The following is a 16,958-nucleotide window of genomic DNA, read 5'->3' on the forward strand; positions in this document are numbered from 1 at the left end:
CTTGAATTCAAATTTTAAGATAATGAAAGAATTCTTCCTGTTTTTCTTAATGAGTGTGATTGCCTCCAATGGCTTAGCGCAAAAGTTGAATGATAAATTTGAGTATAAAGTTACATATAAACTCACTTATAAACTTGATTCCACCGACCTGGAGGAACCAAAATCTGAGTACATGATCCTTTACACTGGTGAGAACCTGTCCAAATTTTCCAGCAGGGCGAAAACCCTGGAGAACCCGGTTGTGGTGAGAGGAAATCGCGGTCATACCTCAAGGGCTGCCCTAACTCAGTTCCACTACGAGCTTCTCAAGGAAAGAACTACAGGTAATATGTACTATACCTTGAAAATCCCTAAAATGGATGACAGGTTATATTATCCTGAAGCTATGGATCAATTTGAATGGGAGATCCTGCCGGAAACTAAAAAGATCAAGGATTATGAAGTACAAAAGGCCACCACTGCTTTTGCAGGTAGGAAGTATGTTGCGTGGTTTACTCCTGAAGTGCCAATTGCTGAAGGTCCTTATAAGTTCAACGGTTTACCGGGTTTGATACTGGAGATTGCCGATACCGGGGGGCATTGGGTTTTTGAACTTTTTGGCCTTGAAAAACTTTCTCCAAAACTTAAATATAATCTCAACTTAAACCAATTTGTGAAAACCGACAGGGAACAGCTGGAAGCACTATGGTATCGCTATCGTAGGGATCCTATGGGATATGCTAAAAATCCTAACGTAAAAATTTCACCAGAGAATCATAAAAAATATGTAGAAGCTTTCACGAAGATGCTGGAGAAGGAAAACAACCCTATAGAATTAGAATGATTTGAAAAAAGGCCATTTTATCCTCCTCTTTATATTTTTCCTTCTTGCCTCAAGTGCTAAGGCGCAGTCTGTTCTTTCAGGAAAGGTGCTGGACGAAAATAGCCAGGGTCTTAGTGGCGCTACCATTATGATAAGCAAAGATTCTACCAGCGCTATTTTAGCCTACGGAATTTCAGACGGAAACGGGAACTTCAGCATAAAGCTCAAGACGGAAATTGATCTCCTTTTTCTGAAGATCTCTTACATCGGTTATGCCACTTTAAAACAGGAAATTCAGAATAAAGATCAGGAGCTGGAAATACAACTTTCCCCTTCTTCCGAAGCATTAAAGGAGGTTTTGGTAGAAGCCAGGATCATTGAACAGCGGGGGGATACGCTTAGTTTTTCAGTTTCAGCCTTCAAAGATCAAAAGGATAGGGTCATTGCAGATGTTCTTAAAAAAATGCCGGGGATAGAGATCCTCCCCGGCGGACAAATTGAATATCAGGGAAAACCAATTCAGAAATATTATATAGAGGGATTGGACCTGCTGGAAGGGAGGTACAGTCTTGCCAATAACAATATCGCGGCAGATGATGTTTCCAAAGTGCAGATCCTGGAAAACCACCAGCCGGTGAAATTGCTGGATAGCCTGGAATTTTCTGAAAGAGCTTCGATAAATATCAAACTAAAAAATGACGTTACCACCAGCGGGACCGCAGAACTGGGAACGGGCCTGTCGCCATTGTTATGGAAGATAAAGGCGACTCCTATGATCTTTACAAGGAAGAACCAGGCAATTGTTACATATCAGTCGAATAACACCGGCCATGATGTTTCGCGGGAAATAAGGGATTTTTCCTTTTCAGATTTTGGCCGGGGGGATTATAACATTAACAAAAGGGACTGGCTCTCCATTCGTGGGTTGGCAGCACCTCCATTTTCACAACAACGCTGGCTGGATAATAATGTTCATTTGGGATCTGCCAATTACCTTATAAGATTAAAACAGGATGTTGATCTAAAGACCAATATTTCCTACCTCAATGATGCGCAACGGCAAATAGGAAACACTCAAACCCGCTTTTTCACTCCTACAGATACAATTGACCTTGTGGAGCGAACCAACAACGATCTTTTCTATAATACGCTGCAGTCTAAATTCATCCTGGAGCGAAATACAAATGATAATTATCTTAAAAACGAACTTGAATTTAATGGCTATTGGGATTCCCAAAGAGGATTTATAGATACCGGAAACAACGAGGTCCTGCAGCGGCTTTCCAATCCATTTGCAGTAGTGCGCAACAAACTGCGGATGCTAAAACCTATTGGGAAACAATTAATCACCTTTAGATCCAATACCGGCTATACAGAAGCGAACCAAAATCTGAATGTGCAGCCCGGCCAGTTTGAAGCTTTGCTCAATAACGGGGAGCCTTTTACTGAAGTAGGGCAGGAGGTAAGCTCTACCGCCTTTTTTACCGATAATTCTGCAGGAATGACCAAAAAGGTAAGCGGGGTAACCCTTTCTCCTGAAGTTGGTTTCTCCATACAAAAGGAGCATCTAGAAAGCAGGCTCACCGTTTTTGATGGTGCCGAAACCGAGATCTTGAATGGAAATTTCAGAAATGATCTCGATTTTCTTTCCTCCCGCATTTATTTCACCAGCAGGTTTGTATATGAAAAGGACAACTGGAACCTCAGGCTAAATACCCCGGTTAACTATAGGTCTTTTAATATTAAAGATCCAACTTTGAACGAGGATCAGCAATTGAATAGATTGACCTTTGAACCCGATATTTATATAAGGAATAAATTTTCGGCTTTTTGGGAGACCAGTGTATCTGCCGCCTTGAGCAATGAATTTGGGGAGATCAACAGGATGTACTACGGTTTCATTCTAAACAATTACCGTAGCCTGCAGCGATACAATTCCCCGCTCCCGGAGGATCTCAGGCAGAATTACAGCTGGCGGCTTACTTACAGGAATCCGCTCACCTCTTTTTTTGCAAATACCTCTTATTCCCACAACAGGACCAGGAGGAATTTATTGTACAGCAACCTTATAGGGGAAAACGCCGCTACGGTTTTAGAGGCAATTGAGCAGGAGAATTATTCATATTCCCATAACTGGAGTGCAAAAGCGAGTAAATACTTCAGTAAACTCAATACCACACTTACTCTGGGGACCACTTTTTCCCTTTTTGAAAGGGAGCAACTTTTAAATCAAAATTTAGCTGAAGTCCACAATGAAAATCTCAGCTTTGATCTAGGATTGGAATCTGAAGTGACAGACTGGTTAAGTGCTTCCTACGCTGCAAATTTCAGCTTATTGCAAACCCGGATTGAAGAGCGGGATATTGATGCGATCGAAACCCAACAACACACCCTGGATTTGTTCTTTTATGTGGCAGAGAACCAGTATTTCAGCCTTAATTCAGAATATTACTTTAATAATATTTCAGACTTAAACCGGAACAGTTATTTTATGAATCTTAATTATCAATATACGTTTAAGGATTCCGGAATTGACCTGGAGGCGAGCTGGAATAATATTTTGAATACAGATGAGTTCGTGCGGGTTTCCAATAATGAATTTGCATACGTTCAAAGCACTTATCGCCTAAGGCCTTCGCAGGTTTTAGTGAGTTTAAAGTTTTCGTTTTGAGGAGTGAACTTATTACTGTAATGGCAGCAAGAGCAGAAAAAATAGCTTAGTAAGTCCTATGGCCTTTACACCTGTTATGATTTCATAGCCTTGCAACATCTTAAATTTAAACTCGCCTATATATTAAAGGATAAAACATTCAGGAATGAAAAGAACAATTATAGTCATTACCTCTGCAGTAATTACTGCAATTCTTTCTTACAAGATCCAGTCATTTGAATTTATATTGATCGTGATCATTTTACTTTCCCTTATCTTTTTGATCCTGGCGGGTATCAGGAATTATTTTAAAAGGATCCGGCTTGGGTACATTAAAGTTCCAGTAATTATAATAGGCATTGGAATCCTTGGGGTTGTTGTCTCACTCTTCCGTCCATATGAGAATGCAGTTCGGGACAACGGTACAGTGAGTGATAAACTGGAATACTCTTATTTCACAGATCAAACCGATAGGAAACAATTAAGATCTTACTTTCCGATCCTTAGTGAGCTTGATCAAAGAGATCAAGTAAGAATGGACCAGGTAATAGAACTTCATAAACAAAAGAACATGGTTGAACCCCTAGATAAATTTTATGCAGCCTTTATATATTATCACAGCGATAATAGTGATGATTATAAAACAGCTTCCAAATTGGCAGCAGCCGCTGCCAAGGCTCCCGAATTAAAGGATCACTACCAGGTTCAATGGCTGGCCAGGGCATCTTATGACAGGTCCATGCTCTCGATTGGAAAAGAAGAGAAGTAAAATACACAGAATAAGTTTTTCATAGAATTGGAGTAATGTCCAAACTATACCTGAATCATAAATCCTTTCTTTGAAAAAGAACCCGGTAGGGCAGGTCCTTAAGAGTGGGGGTAAAACGTGAGTATCATCCATTTAGGATCATAAGAATTCCTTCGTAGAAAAGGAATTTACAGAATTATTCAAATCTAATAATTTATTTCCAATTTAATTACGGAAAGCCGTAAGGTTAAATTTTTAAAGGAAAAATGGAGAAGTTAATTCACCATTCGCGAAAACTCCATAGTGCCATATGGAATAGCTTTTTCATTATCCACCTCAAAATCCCTCATCAACCTTCTGCAGAACATGTCATCCACTCCCATGTTTACAAGATGGGTTTTTATGTGTTTGGTAATAGCTTCAACGGCATCTATGCGGGGAAGAAAATAAGTGGCCTTCCGGCTGTAAACCTTCCCCTGATGATCAATGACCCAGCTATGGATTAAAAGAGATACCATCTCCCCGGTCCTTTTACCGGCAAACTCATAATCAAAATTGATGCCCATATGAGGATCATCGGGTGCCTCATTTAGGGGAAAGTCGATATTACCATTTAATGGATTAAAACTCATATCTGGAATATTTCCAACAAATATAAATTATTATTTGGAAAAATTCCATAGCCTAAATTAAATTAAGATTCGGTTCTATAGGATCCCATATTGATTCAATTCATTCCTTAGGTTCATGAGGCTTGTCGAAGATGGATTTTGCTTCTTCATAAATCCTGTCAAAATTCTCTTCAAGTTCCTTTGACGTAAAAGACCTGCTTTCCGGAAGTTCTTTTCTTATCTTCTGCAGGGAAAAATGAACCTTCTGGTCTTTTCCATCGGCATAGGTGATGAACTCTCCCTCCTTCAGCCTGAAAAAAGCATCGGCCCTTATTTTGGAAATTTCTTTCTCGCCGGTGGTGATCCTGGTATCGAAATCCAGGCTGTAACCGCGGTTCACGCTGGTGGTTTCTTTCTTCACGATTTCAAAAAAACGCTCGTAGTACCTGGCAGTATCGGGATCGTTTACCTTCCCGAAGAATTGATAGGAAAGATTGCTCAGGATCGCCCTGCTGGCTTTTTCCCCGTACATCATATCATTCTGGATCTTATCTTGCAGCACATACACTGTTGCGATGTTATAGCTCCTTAGAGTGGCCGGGATGCGGTGCATATTGAGTAACCTAATTGTTGGTGCCTCTTCCATAAGAAGAAAAGAGGGTCGGGAATTGCGCACGCTCATTTGCTTTACCACTGTATGGATCACGGTTGCAATAGCGGGGGAGTAGGCAGTTTCATATTTGGGGTTATTGACGACGGAGATCACGGCAGGATTTTCAGGTGAATTAATATTTAGTGGAACTTCATCTGCAGAAAGAGCCATAAAGATCCTTTGGGTACAGATCTTCTTAAGCGCATTGGCCAGGGTACTCTTCACCCCGGCCGTCTGCCTGTCGGAATCTATTCCGCTAATAAAAGCATCGGCCATGGCCCAGGAGGTGTTATCAGATTTCAGGAATTCCACCAGGCTTTCAGTATCGAGGATCTGGTATACTGCGATAAGGTGGGGAAGGGTGCAGAATTGAGGGTATTCGGTTTTGAGTTTCCATATGAGTCCGCCAATGAGCCCTTCCGCAGCATCATTGAAGAATTTACTGGTACCTGTAGCCCCGCTTTCCTTTTGCTCGAGGAGGTTTTCCAGCAGCACCCGTGAAACTTCATTGACGCTTTCTTCATTCACCAGGTACCGGGGAGCAATGGGATTCACCCGGTGAAAGATCCTATCGAAAGAAATAATGTAGAATTTGATATCGCTTTCCTGAAATAGGGGATAGGCCATTTCAGTTATTTCAAAATCCTTATAATCGTGGATCACCCCACAGAAGGAGTTATTCCTGAAATGCTGCAGAAAGCCATATACCACACTTTCAGTTTTTCCGCTTCCCGCAGCACCGATTACAGATGCCCCTCTTCGGATATTATTGATCTTAAACTTCCCGCTTTTCAGCTTAAAATTCACCTCATATTCAGATGGGATTATAGAACTTTTCCCCTCTTTCTGAAAAAATACAAACAGGATGGTGTTTATGAGAATAAGGGGACAGCCCAGGAGCAGAATAACCTTCAGATGTGGGAATGGGTAAGGATTTGGATCCTTCAGAAAAAATATAGAAGTAACGATAAGAATGCTGTTGATTACATAGCCGTAGCGGGTGCTCCTGTGAATGCCGTAGAAGATACCGCCGCAGATGAAATAAGTAATTATTAAAAGTGTTGTCATCACTAGTAGATTAAATCCCGATGGACCCGGAGCGAATAGCCGCCTTGATGCCACTTGTAAGGAGGTTAATAGATTTGCGCGCCAGCTGGAACTTATTGATAGGAATGTGAAGCATTGGCACTCCCGCTTCCCGAAGCATCTTCAAGGCAATGGCTTTTTCACTTGCCGGTAAGCCAAGGATGGAGGTGAAATATAATTTATGGTCCCTAAGGAATAATTTCCTTGACTGGTAGGTTTCCACAAAATTGCGTTTATAGGCGAAGTTGCTGTCAAAAGTCTTTTCTGCTTTCTGAAAAAATGCATCTCTGTCAAAACCTCGTTTAACCAATTTACCGTTCATCATAACTTCTGAAGCTTTGTATTTACTGCCGGGGGAAAGGCTGTGGGTATTGGTGACATCCTTGCGGCTTACGATAATATGAATATGGCTCTGATTCCCTTCTTTAGGCATTCCTTGTACAATTCGCTGCCCGTTTTGCTTATGTGGTGCAGCCTGTTGCAGTTTATTGATTTCCTTCTGAAGGCTTCGAATATTACCTCCCACTTCACCACGTTCTACTTGTCTTATTTCCGTTTTTAGCTGAAGGATCTGTGTGGCAAAAGGCTGATTTTCCTTCACCTGTTTATCTGTCCCCTTAAAAGTTCTTTGGTGCTCAATCTTCGCGAAATATTTTATGTCGCTAACAGTAACTGGCCTGTCATTAATTTCCCGATTAAAAGATGCAGCATAATCCTTCATTAGTTCCCGGGTGTATTTCTTAAGATCTTCTCTGCTATTTTGTAACCTGGCCAGTTCAAATTTGGAAGGGCTCACGGTAATGGAATAGAATTTAGGTTCAGTATTTTTAAGTTTAGCAGTGTTGGAATCGATTTCCCAAATCACTTCTTTAGCTGAAATCTGATCGCCATGCTGATTAAAAAAATACTCCAGATCCTCCTTGTCCAGTCCCTGATTTTCCTTTTCCAGGTAAGAGACAAACTCGGCCGAACTCTTAGAAAATCCGGCTGAGAGGTTTTGCGGAGTGATAGTTATATACATAATCGTGTTGTTTATTTCATCTGTTGAATTCCCTGTAATTAGGCCTATCTCCTGAAGGTCGTTTCTTCTCCACCAGCAAAGGTTTCTTTTTAGGTTCTTCCTGTTCCAGGAGCGCCTGGAGAATTCCTATTGTAGGTTTGGTTTGATTCTTCTCGATATCCTTTATAATAGCTATTACAGCGCTGAACCTTTTTTTGATAAAATTTTCCAGGGTCTGCGCATGAGGACCTAAAGATTCTTCCGGTGAGATCCCGTGTTTTTCAAAAAAATCCACCATTAAAAAAAGTGTCATTGAATGGGATTTTGAAATTGCTTTGCAATAGCGCCTGAATTTTCTGTCTACAGAAGCTTTAATGCTTAATGTTTTAAATCTCTCTTTTTTAAATTTTTCATCCATTTTTGCGTGAATTTTTTACGGTTTTACTAAGGCTGTGGAGCTTTTTCAGTGAAAAATTCCTTTTTCTTCTTCTATGCTGATTTTATAAACTTTGTAATACATTAAAAATCAATAAATTAAAACAGAAAAGGAATGCATAACATCGCTCTGCGTGTTACCCTCTTGCTATTCCTTTTCGTCCCGCAGGGCGGGACAAAAATTCTAGCTTAGGAAAGGTATTCAACCGAATCTTTATCGCTTTTGGAAGGAAAAACTTTAAGAGAGTTGGAAGCTCATTTTTACCAAAAATTCAGAAGAAAGCGAAAGTGGTAATGAATTCCATAAAAAAGGAACGGGTGACAATTGCCACCCGTTTTGGATTCTTTAGAGTAAACCTTCATCGGCAAAACTGAAATAATCTCCATCAGGGGTAAGGATCAGGTGATCCAGGACTTTGATATCCATATATTCTCCTCCTTTGGTGATCTTGCGGGTGAGCTGTTTATCGGCTTCACTGGGTCGGTTATTTCCGCTGGGGTGATTGTGGGCGTTATGTAAAGCTTTACATAATGCACATTATGTTAAGTGAATAGTTATGTAAAGTTGTTGTTTTATACTACTTATAACCAGCAGATTATAAGTGTTTTTCTTTACATAATATTATTCTTTTCTCGTTAAACTTCAGCAGACAATATTTTATTTAGAGGAATTATTCACATCTAAATAATAGTCTTATGAATGAACCAATTAGAGCTTTTAATGAATTGATAGCCCAAGTAGGGAATTATCTCCAAAACACACATGCTTATTCCGGCAATACAGTTGGAGCCTATCGAAGGGGTGGCAACGACTTAAGGAATTTATGGTTTCCAATGGAATCCATCAATATGACCAGAAAGTAGAGGAGCAATTCCTTAATTTTGAGTTTGACGGCCGTAAGGGTCGTAAGCTCTTTAAGCAGGAACAATTTCTAGCTAATGGAACCAGGAAACTCACCGAATTCCAGAATACTGGCCAGATCAAAGTACCAAACCTACCACTAAAAAAAGCTCCCTTTATCTTTAAGGGGGCTTTAGGTGAGGCAATAGTCAGTTTTTTAGATTATAAACACGTAGAAGAAAGACTATCCACAATCCGCTTACACTGCTATAAACGTTGCCTTTTTCTTTTTCTGGAATATTGTAATGAAAATAAAATCCATATTGTAAGAGATATTGATTTAGCCGTCCTTCTCCATTATATTAACACCATTAATTGTGGAAAAACCTTGATAGTTCCTGTTCTGTCAACACTCCGGTGTTTTCTGAAGTACTTATTTGAACAGAAGCTTTTAGCAATCGATTATTCCAGACGGATCCCAAGGTACAGGATCATTGATCAACCTAAATTACCTTCCACATATTCAAAAGAAGAAATAGAAAAATTGATTGTATCAATAGACCGATCGAGTCCAATAGGGAAACGGAATTATGCCATTATTCTTCTGGCTGCAAGACTGGGGCTCCGGGCTTCGGATATTTCCAGATTGAAGTTTGCGAACCTGCATTGGGACACCAGCACTATTGAAATAGAACAAGTAAAAACAGGGAAAGAATTAATACTTCCCTTATTGCCCGATGTTGGAAATGCTATCATAGATTATTTGAAATACGGGCGAGCAAAATCCGAAGAGGCTTGTGTTTTTTTATCAGAAAGATCGCCATACAGTAATTTTGCTTCAAGTAATGTGGTTACTCATATTGTCCAAAGGGCTTATAAAAAAGCAGGGATCAATACTGAAGGTAGGCGGTTCGGCCCACATTCCCTGCGCCATAGCCTTGGATTTAGGATGCTGGAAGAAAGTACAGTGCTTCCCGTTATATCGGAAGTCCTGGGACATAAAAGCACGGAGTCGACAAGATATTATTTAAGGATTGATCTGAAGTCCATGCAACAGTGTATGCTGGAAGTACCTTCTGTATCCCCTGATTTTTACTTACAGAAAGGAGGGGTTTTTTATGACTAATTATGATAGCGTATATGGCCCGGCGATAGAACAATTTATCCAGATGAAAAGAAAGCTCGGCTTCAAGTATAGAACAGGAAATCTCATCTTAATACAGATTGACCAGTTGGCCTATGAATTTGAAGAAAAGACATCAGGAATAACAAAAAGCTTTGCTCAGAAATGGGGTGAAAAACGAAGTAATGAATCTCCACAAAATCGGTACGATAGAATAAGGCATCTTGCACAATTTTCTTCTTATCTGTGTGATCTTGGTATTCTTTCCTATATACCTAAACTTCCACGGAACCCAAAAAGCACCTTTGTCCCATATATTTATTCCTCAAAAGAAATCACTGCACTATTTGTAGCCGCTGATAAATTAAGGCTTGCTCAGAGGAATATGCACTCTTCTTTGATATGTATTCCGGCATTACTTAGGCTGTTATATGCTACCGGGTTGCGTATTGGAGAAGCCCTGGCCCTTAAAGATGAAGAGGTAAACCTAGAAGAAAATTATTTACGGGTGAAAGATTCTAAGAACGGGAAGGAGCGTATTATTCCTATTTCAACTTCGCTAGTCGCTGTTTGTAAAGAATACAAATATTACAGGGAACAACTCCCCATTAGGGATCGCTCGGAATATTTCTTTGTTAATACCAAGGGAACTAAATGTGGTAGTAGTGTAAGAAATTGGTTCAAAAGGTGCTTAAGCGATGCGACTATATACCATACGGGAGAAAACCATGGCCCACGTGTCCACGATCTCCGTCATACATTTGCGGTTACCTCTATGGCCAGTATGGCTGAAGCGGGTGTAGACCTTTATGCCTCTCTACCAATCCTTTCCAATTATCTGGGTCACGGGTCAATAGGAGCTACCAACCATTATGTAAGGCTTACGGCCAATATGTATCCGGACTTGATCGAGGACCTCGATATAACCTGTTTGAATGTATTCCCTAAATATAAAAACTATGAAGCCAACTGATTTTTCTAAGTATATCTCTGATTTTATATCCAGGTACTTGCCCCTTGAAAAAGGAGTAAGCAATAATACGATTATAGCGTATCGGGATACCTTTGTTTTATTAATTGAATACCTTCAGAAAGAAAAACAATTAAAAGTTGAGAAACTAACATTAGATAAGGTGACCAAAAAAGTGATCCTGGATTACCTTGACTGGCTGCAAAATACAAGGAACTGTGGAAACACTACCCGTAATGCTCGCCTGGCGGCCATCCATTCATTCTACAGGTTCCTACAACATGAAGACCTGGGGCATTTGTACAATTGCCAGAAAATTCTATCCATTAGGTTTAAAAAATCTCAGAATAAATCTATTATTTATCTGACCATTGAAGCAATGAAATTACTATTGCAGCAACCGGACTATTCTACCAACAGAGGCCGGAGAGATCTGGCGCTATTGTCATTAATGTACGATACGGGCGCGCGGGTACAGGAAATCATTGACCTGACCCCTTCGATGCTAAGGCTGGACACTCCGCCTGTAATCAAGATTATTGGAAAGGGAAATAGAGCCCGTGTGGTACCGATGTTGGATGCTCAAACCGGACACCTGAGAAACTATTTAAAGGAGAACCGATTAGATGCGGCTTCTGCTAATATGAACCCGCTGTTCTTTAATAGCAGAAAGGAAAAACTCACCCGTGCAGGGATCCATTACATTGTCCAGAAATATTTTAAAATGGCAAGGAAAGAAAATATAATGCAGCTCCCGGAAAAAATTAGCTGTCATTCCCTGCGGCACTCTAAAGCAATGCATCTACTGCAGGCCGGAGTGAATCTGGTGTATATCCGTGACATACTTGGTCACGTATCCGTTCAAACTACAGAATTATATGCCAGGGCAGATTCCAAACAAAAACGAAAAGCCTTGGAAAAAGCATACGTAAATATTAATCCTGATGAAACAGCCACGTGGGCAAAAAATGAAAATTTGATAATGTGGTTGAAAAAATTTTAAAATGTTATGTAAAGTATTTTAGGAAATGAATCCCAAAAATTAGGAGGTTCAGCTATTTACTTTACATAACTATTTTCTTCACATAATGGGCGAGGATCACTGCGGTGCTTAAACTTTTCAGCAGTACAGCAAATAAGATCCTCACATCTACTAAAGTCCCGGTGATCCCTCCGGAAGAAAGCGTATAGATCCCTTTTACCTTATTGGAATTGTTCAGCAATAAGATCTTAAAGGTTTCATGTAGGCCAATGCTACCGCTATCCCAGTTATTAAATAATAGGTTTACCGCATCATTGGAACAGGTAATTTTAGGAGAATCTTTCATTTTAAAATTTCCGTTATACTTTATGGATATTTCATTAACTTTGGTATTCATAGTGGTATGTTTTATAGATTAATAGAAGAGGGCGCAGCTTAGCAGAGCACGCCCTCTCATTATTTAGTTCTCTGGAATCTCTTATTTACCGTTAAGAAGCAGGATCTCATTAATCAGCACCTCTGTGATGTACTGTTTTTCTCCCTGCTCGTTCTCATAATCGCGGGAGGTTAATTTTCCCTCTACGGCGATTTCACTTCCCTTTGTCACATACTTTTCGATAAGATCTGCCTGTTTACCCCACGCCACCAGATTGTGCCACTGGGTTTGCTGAACTTTTTCCCCGTTGGAGAGGTAGAAATCGTTGGTAGCAAGTGAGAGGCGGGTAACTTTTTTTCCGCTCTCAAACGTGTGGCTTTTCGGGTTCTCACCCACATTGCCAATTAACTGCACTTTGTTTCTAATTGTTTTCATAACTGAAATATTTAATGGTTAATAAAAATTTTTAGCTGATTTACTTTTTGTATCCTGAACGTTTTCCTTTTTTTTGATTTTTAACTTTAATTCGGCTTCCTTTTTGAGGATTCTGTACGATTTCATTGATTCGGTTTTTGATTTACTTCCCGTAGAGCCTTCACTGTTACCTTTTTTTGATGCTCATACAACCTCAAAATTTGGAATTAGGGAGGACTTATAAAAAGGGAGCGCAGGGACCGGCTTTATGCAGTCCGTACTAACTTCTAAATTTTGGTATTTCGCATTATAAAAAAAGGTAATGGTGATGCCCGGGAGTACTTCAAATGGGAAATGGAAGAGTAGGGAAGGAGCAGGAAGTGGAATTAAAACGTGAAATGAAATTCAATCAAAAGCGGACTTGAGTGAAAAAGAGAGGCAGGAGTGAAATGGAATTTGCTCCTAAGTCAATAGAAACCGCAAATGGAATGAAACGGATAGCCGCACTTTTTCACTTATGTCCAAGACCTCCTCGACGAAGCTCTTTTCCCGCAGTGGAGTGCAACGGAGCGAAGGGGAATGTGCTGAGGGGATAGGAGTACCTATTATAATTAAGAAGATTTTTATGATATTTATTTATGCGAAACCTGGTAGTATTACTTTTTTTCTTCAGCTCAATTTCCTGGGGTCAAGAAAATTACAACAGTACCCATACCATTCACATTCCTTCTGAAATTCGAGAGAAAATATTTAAGACTCTTACAAATAATCAGGGTTATATTTTAATTAAAAGCTATCAGGGCACGGAAAACGTAGATAATCAACTTTTAGTTATTCAATCAGAAACTGGAGATTTATTTAATGATGGAAAGGTAATATCCTATCATTGTGAAAGCCCTGATGAGAAATATCAATTTATTGTGAGAATAAAAATTCTGATTCCTGATGTAATTGCGGTAATTGAACCGGCAACTGACTATAGCATAGCTAAAGTTTATAATTTAGTTTTAGAAAAATAATGCTTTAAATTTACTACGGGACAAGGAATTAAAACCTAAAACGGGAATTAGAAAGAGTGGTATTGAACGAAACAAGATGAAAGTGGAGTTTGGCCACAGAGGGTTATATTTTTAAAGTGAGTCTTTTTTTAATCTTATCTAGTCCAACAACTCCTTTAGTTTATTTTCTAAATCGGATATACTTTTTCTTTTACTATCGGCGGCCATATATCTGTCTACTATCACCCCTTTTTTATCTATAAGGATGTAAGCTGGAATTGGCTGCACTCCATATAAACTGCTGATTGAGCCATCCATTCTTACTTTATCCAAACCAATATAAACATGTTGCCATATATCCAGATTTTCCTCTTTTATACTTTCCCGCCATTTTTCTTCATTTCTATCAAATGATACCCCTAAGATCTTAAGCCCTTTATTGCTATACTGATTATAAATATTTTTCAAGGCCGGATGATTCTTAAGGCAGGGTTTACACCATCCCGCCCAGAAATCCAAAAGGAGATAGTTTCCTTCAAAATCCTCCAGACTTATTTCTTTTCCATTGATGTCTTTGGTGGTGAAATTGATAGCCTTACTACCTGAACCTGGTACGGTTGATCCTAATTGTTTTCTCACAGCCTCGGCATATACCGTGTTTTTGACTTTAGGAGTTAAAGCAGAATACAAGTTGCTAAGAGAGTCATTTGATATATCCCGCTTATAAAAGTTAATTAGATAAGAGCTTAAATACGAATCTGGATTATTGTACGAGTAATTCATTTCTTTAGCCCTTAACTTATCCAGAATATTAATCCATTGATCCTGTAACTTCCTTTGTTCTTGGTTTGAGGATCTCGTATTCGACTTTTGTAAAGCAGTTATTTTTTTGGAAATATCTTCAATTTCTTTTCGGAGGACTGCCTGGCCCTTATCTAATTCCTCAAATTCACTCTGGGTTGGTGAGCCCTTAACTTCAATTTTTTTAAAATTATCTTCAACAAGTGATATCATTATATCCCCTGGTTCCAAAAAGAAATATCCCAAATTAGGATCTTCCATGTCCCTGGATATAGTCTTACCTTTTATGAAAACTCTCTGAACCCCTCCAATAGTACCATTAGATTCAAATTTTCCATCTTGAATTTTAAGAGTGTCTACAACTGGATTATCCGATTCATTGTAGTAGGACAATATTAAATATTCAGTGTTTTTCCCCTGAAAATTTCCCTTGAGATTGAAAGTTTGACTAATTGTAGTATCTGGAATGAGAAAAGTAAATAATAGAAGAAGGGGTTTCAAATAATGCTTAGAAAATAGAGAGAAATTAGCCATTATTTGATTTTTAAGGTTTGGAAGAGTTAAGTTAAAATTTTTTCCCCTTTTTTTATCTAAAAAAATTTGAAAATTTAACAGAAAATGAAATTAACGACCTCTCATTAATATAATTTATAATATTTTAGCAAAATCCTCCCCAATGAGCTTGAAAATGATACCGATGGAAATGAAGAGGTAGATTGCAACTCTTTTCCAGTACTGTTTGGGACTTAGAGAGGCGGAGCCGTTATGGATTTTCTTTTTTTTAACTAGAGTTGCCGATTAAGATATTTAACTTTTTTAGAAAAATTTCTAAATAAAAGATATTAAAACTATTATCTTTAGGGAAGTGAAAGTCTTATATTTCACTAATACTCCAGAGAAAAAGGATTCATGAATATTTTTAAAACATTGAAGTTGGAGCAAATAGATGTCAAATCCAGACTTTCCTGGTTAACAGAAACACAAAAAACGAGTTACATCTTTGGAGGTGTGGCTAAACGTTTTTCCCTTTGAAAAATCCTTTTAAAGACATAAAGTATATAAATGTAATACTACATTTATTAAAAAATAAACTTAATTATTTTACATTGTAAAATGTAAAATTACATTTATACGTACGTTGGCAGTAATTTCAAAAGACAGACTAACAACAACAAAATGATAACAATTGACAATTATTTAGACAGTCATTATATACACCGTAGTAATTGGTTAAGAGCAGCAGTGCTTGGAGCAAATGACGGAATTATATCAATATCAAGTCTTGCAATCGGAGTTGCAACTGCAAGCACGACAAGAGACCCTATTCTTTTAGCGACTGTTGCAGGACTTGTGGCAGGAGCACTTTCTATGGCAGCAGGCGAATATGTTTCTGTTAGCTCTCAAACAGACATTGAAAAAGCAGATATTGAAAGAGAAAAAGACGAACTGAAAAAAATGCCCGAAGCGGAATTGAAAATACTTGGAGAGATTTATGAAAAACGTGGACTGAAAAAGGAAACTGCTTTACAAGTAGCAAAAGAGTTAACAGAATCAGATGCTTTGGGGACACACATTCGGGATGAATTAGGAATTAACGAAATTAGTCAAGCAAACCCAATTCAAGCCGCTTTTGCTTCGGGTGCAGCTTTTACGATTGGTGGTCTTCTGCCCCTATTGGTTACACTCTTTGCCCCTGTCGAAACAATGGAGTATTTTCTTTACGGGTTTACAATTTTATCTCTAATTATACTTGGTGCAGTTTCGGCAAAGACAGGTGGTTCAAGCATAGGCAAAGCAGTGATAAGAATTGTAATTTGGGGAACAATTGCAATGGGTTTATCCGCTTTAGTTGGATACATTTTTGGCGTTAATGTATAATCTTAAAAAAATAAAAAATATGAACGAAGCACATTTTCATTTAGTGGTAAATCATTTACCCATCATTTTCCCAATTGTAGCAGTAATCATTATGATTACAGGTTTGATATACAAATCAGATGCAGTAAAGCGAACGGCATTTCTGATTTTTATAATTGGTTCTTTGACTTCAATTGCAGCTATGACAAGCGGAGAAGGAGCAGAAGAAATTGTTGAGAACATTAGCGGTGTGACAGAAAACTTCATTGAAAGACACGAAAAGTCGGCAGAACTTTTCTCAATTCTAACTTACATTTTAGGTGGACTTTCATTACTCGGACTTTGGGCAAGCATTAAACAAAAATCATTTTCAAACTTCTTAAATATTGGAATTTTGATTTTTGCCCTTGTAGTTATCTATTTCGGCAAAGAGACCGGAACAACAGGTGGTGAAATACAACACACGGAAATAAGACCGGATTATCAATATCCAGCGCCAATCAAAAAGAATGATACCGAAGATGACTATTAAAAAAACTACTGCCAACATCACCTATACGCAAGCAGGGGTTTTAGTGCTTCGTAGGACAGGAAAGTAGCAAATTTGAAGTT

At 38.7% G+C, this 16,958-nt stretch carries 17 protein-coding genes and 1 pseudogene; 10 read left to right on the top strand and 8 right to left on the bottom strand.

Going from position 1 to position 16,958, the window contains the following annotated elements; all coding sequences use genetic code 11:
* The first annotated feature begins 22 nt into the window (after nucleotides 1–22).
* The 3 genes from FHG64_RS17910 (at nucleotide 23) to FHG64_RS17920 (ending at nucleotide 4,221) form a co-directional block, all read left to right on the top strand.
* Nucleotides 23–823: a GLPGLI family protein gene (locus FHG64_RS17910; protein ID WP_139067671.1), complete on the top strand. Its 801-nt coding sequence runs from the start codon at nucleotides 23–25 to the stop codon at nucleotides 821–823.
* Nucleotide 824: 1 nt separating this feature from the next.
* A complete protein-coding gene (locus tag FHG64_RS17915) occupies nucleotides 825–3,473 on the top strand; it encodes a carboxypeptidase-like regulatory domain-containing protein (RefSeq protein ID WP_139067672.1) in 2,649 nt (882 codons plus the stop codon).
* A gap of 145 nt (nucleotides 3,474–3,618) precedes the next feature.
* Nucleotides 3,619–4,221: a hypothetical protein gene (locus FHG64_RS17920; RefSeq protein WP_139067673.1), complete on the top strand. Its 603-nt coding sequence runs from the start codon at nucleotides 3,619–3,621 to the stop codon at nucleotides 4,219–4,221.
* Nucleotides 4,222–4,475: 254 nt separating this feature from the next.
* On the opposite strand, the gene FHG64_RS17925 is transcribed toward FHG64_RS17920, so the two are convergent.
* From FHG64_RS17925 to FHG64_RS17945, 5 genes and pseudogenes are all read right to left on the bottom strand, one after another.
* Nucleotides 4,476–4,832 carry a hypothetical protein gene (locus FHG64_RS17925; RefSeq protein WP_139067674.1) on the bottom strand — a complete coding sequence of 119 codons (357 nt, stop codon included), beginning with the start codon at nucleotides 4,830–4,832 and terminating at the stop codon, nucleotides 4,476–4,478.
* Nucleotides 4,833–4,932: 100 nt separating this feature from the next.
* Nucleotides 4,933–6,531 (bottom strand): type IV secretory system conjugative DNA transfer family protein, encoded by a 1,599-nt coding sequence (locus FHG64_RS17930; protein WP_139067675.1) that lies wholly within the window; start codon nucleotides 6,529–6,531, stop codon nucleotides 4,933–4,935.
* A 10-nt stretch (nucleotides 6,532–6,541) separates the two neighbouring features.
* The gene (gene mobB, locus FHG64_RS17935; protein ID WP_139067676.1) at nucleotides 6,542–7,570 is read right to left on the bottom strand and encodes a MobB family relaxase; all 1,029 of its coding nucleotides are present in this window, start codon (nucleotides 7,568–7,570) and stop codon (nucleotides 6,542–6,544) included.
* Nucleotides 7,571–7,586: 16 nt separating this feature from the next.
* Nucleotides 7,587–7,967 (bottom strand): BfmA/BtgA family mobilization protein, encoded by a 381-nt coding sequence (locus FHG64_RS17940; RefSeq protein WP_139067677.1) that lies wholly within the window; start codon nucleotides 7,965–7,967, stop codon nucleotides 7,587–7,589.
* A 363-nt stretch (nucleotides 7,968–8,330) separates the two neighbouring features.
* Nucleotides 8,331–8,498: pseudogene (locus tag FHG64_RS17945) on the bottom strand (JAB domain-containing protein); the annotation flags it as partial.
* Between the two features lie 182 nt (nucleotides 8,499–8,680).
* Here FHG64_RS17945 and FHG64_RS19265 point away from each other — a divergent pair.
* Genes FHG64_RS19265 through FHG64_RS17960 form a run of 4 tightly spaced genes read left to right on the top strand, consistent with a single transcriptional unit; the run spans nucleotide 8,681 to nucleotide 11,921 of the window.
* A complete protein-coding gene (locus FHG64_RS19265) occupies nucleotides 8,681–8,848 on the top strand; it encodes a hypothetical protein (protein ID WP_168191387.1) in 168 nt (55 codons plus the stop codon).
* A complete protein-coding gene (locus tag FHG64_RS17950) occupies nucleotides 8,809–9,951 on the top strand; it encodes a tyrosine-type recombinase/integrase (protein ID WP_139067678.1) in 1,143 nt (380 codons plus the stop codon). Before FHG64_RS19265 ends, FHG64_RS17950 begins: the two co-directional genes overlap by 40 nt.
* Nucleotides 9,944–10,921, top strand: a complete 978-nt coding sequence (locus tag FHG64_RS17955) for a tyrosine-type recombinase/integrase (protein ID WP_139067679.1) — start codon at nucleotides 9,944–9,946, stop codon at nucleotides 10,919–10,921. The genes FHG64_RS17950 and FHG64_RS17955 overlap by 8 nt, the downstream gene beginning before the upstream one ends.
* Nucleotides 10,908–11,921 (top strand): site-specific integrase, encoded by a 1,014-nt coding sequence (locus FHG64_RS17960; protein ID WP_139067680.1) that lies wholly within the window; start codon nucleotides 10,908–10,910, stop codon nucleotides 11,919–11,921. Before FHG64_RS17955 ends, FHG64_RS17960 begins: the two co-directional genes overlap by 14 nt.
* A 61-nt stretch (nucleotides 11,922–11,982) precedes the next feature.
* On the opposite strand, the gene FHG64_RS17965 is transcribed toward FHG64_RS17960, so the two are convergent.
* Nucleotides 11,983–12,297, bottom strand: a complete 315-nt coding sequence (locus FHG64_RS17965) for a JAB domain-containing protein (RefSeq protein ID WP_139067681.1) — start codon at nucleotides 12,295–12,297, stop codon at nucleotides 11,983–11,985.
* A gap of 81 nt (nucleotides 12,298–12,378) precedes the next feature.
* On the bottom strand, nucleotides 12,379–12,711 hold the full coding sequence (locus tag FHG64_RS17970; protein WP_139067682.1) for a single-stranded DNA-binding protein: 333 nt from the start codon (nucleotides 12,709–12,711) through the stop codon (nucleotides 12,379–12,381).
* A gap of 617 nt (nucleotides 12,712–13,328) precedes the next feature.
* On the opposite strand from FHG64_RS17970, the gene FHG64_RS17975 reads away from it, so the two are divergent.
* Complete coding sequence (locus FHG64_RS17975; RefSeq protein WP_139067683.1) at nucleotides 13,329–13,709, top strand: hypothetical protein; 381 nt, start codon at nucleotides 13,329–13,331, stop codon at nucleotides 13,707–13,709.
* Nucleotides 13,710–13,847: 138 nt separating this feature from the next.
* Here FHG64_RS17975 and FHG64_RS17980 read toward each other — a convergent pair whose 3' ends face one another.
* Nucleotides 13,848–15,023, bottom strand: a complete 1,176-nt coding sequence (locus FHG64_RS17980; protein WP_139067684.1) for a TlpA disulfide reductase family protein — start codon at nucleotides 15,021–15,023, stop codon at nucleotides 13,848–13,850.
* Between the two features lie 642 nt (nucleotides 15,024–15,665).
* Here FHG64_RS17980 and FHG64_RS17985 point away from each other — a divergent pair.
* Nucleotides 15,666–16,367, top strand: a complete 702-nt coding sequence (locus FHG64_RS17985) for a VIT1/CCC1 transporter family protein (RefSeq protein WP_139067685.1) — start codon at nucleotides 15,666–15,668, stop codon at nucleotides 16,365–16,367.
* Between the two features lie 19 nt (nucleotides 16,368–16,386).
* Nucleotides 16,387–16,878, top strand: a complete 492-nt coding sequence (locus tag FHG64_RS17990) for a hypothetical protein (RefSeq protein ID WP_139067686.1) — start codon at nucleotides 16,387–16,389, stop codon at nucleotides 16,876–16,878.
* Nucleotides 16,879–16,958 lie beyond the last annotated feature (80 nt).

Origin of the sequence: Antarcticibacterium flavum (assembly GCF_006159205.1) — a bacterium.
GTDB classification, from domain to species: Bacteria; Bacteroidota; Bacteroidia; order Flavobacteriales; family Flavobacteriaceae; genus Gillisia; species Gillisia flava.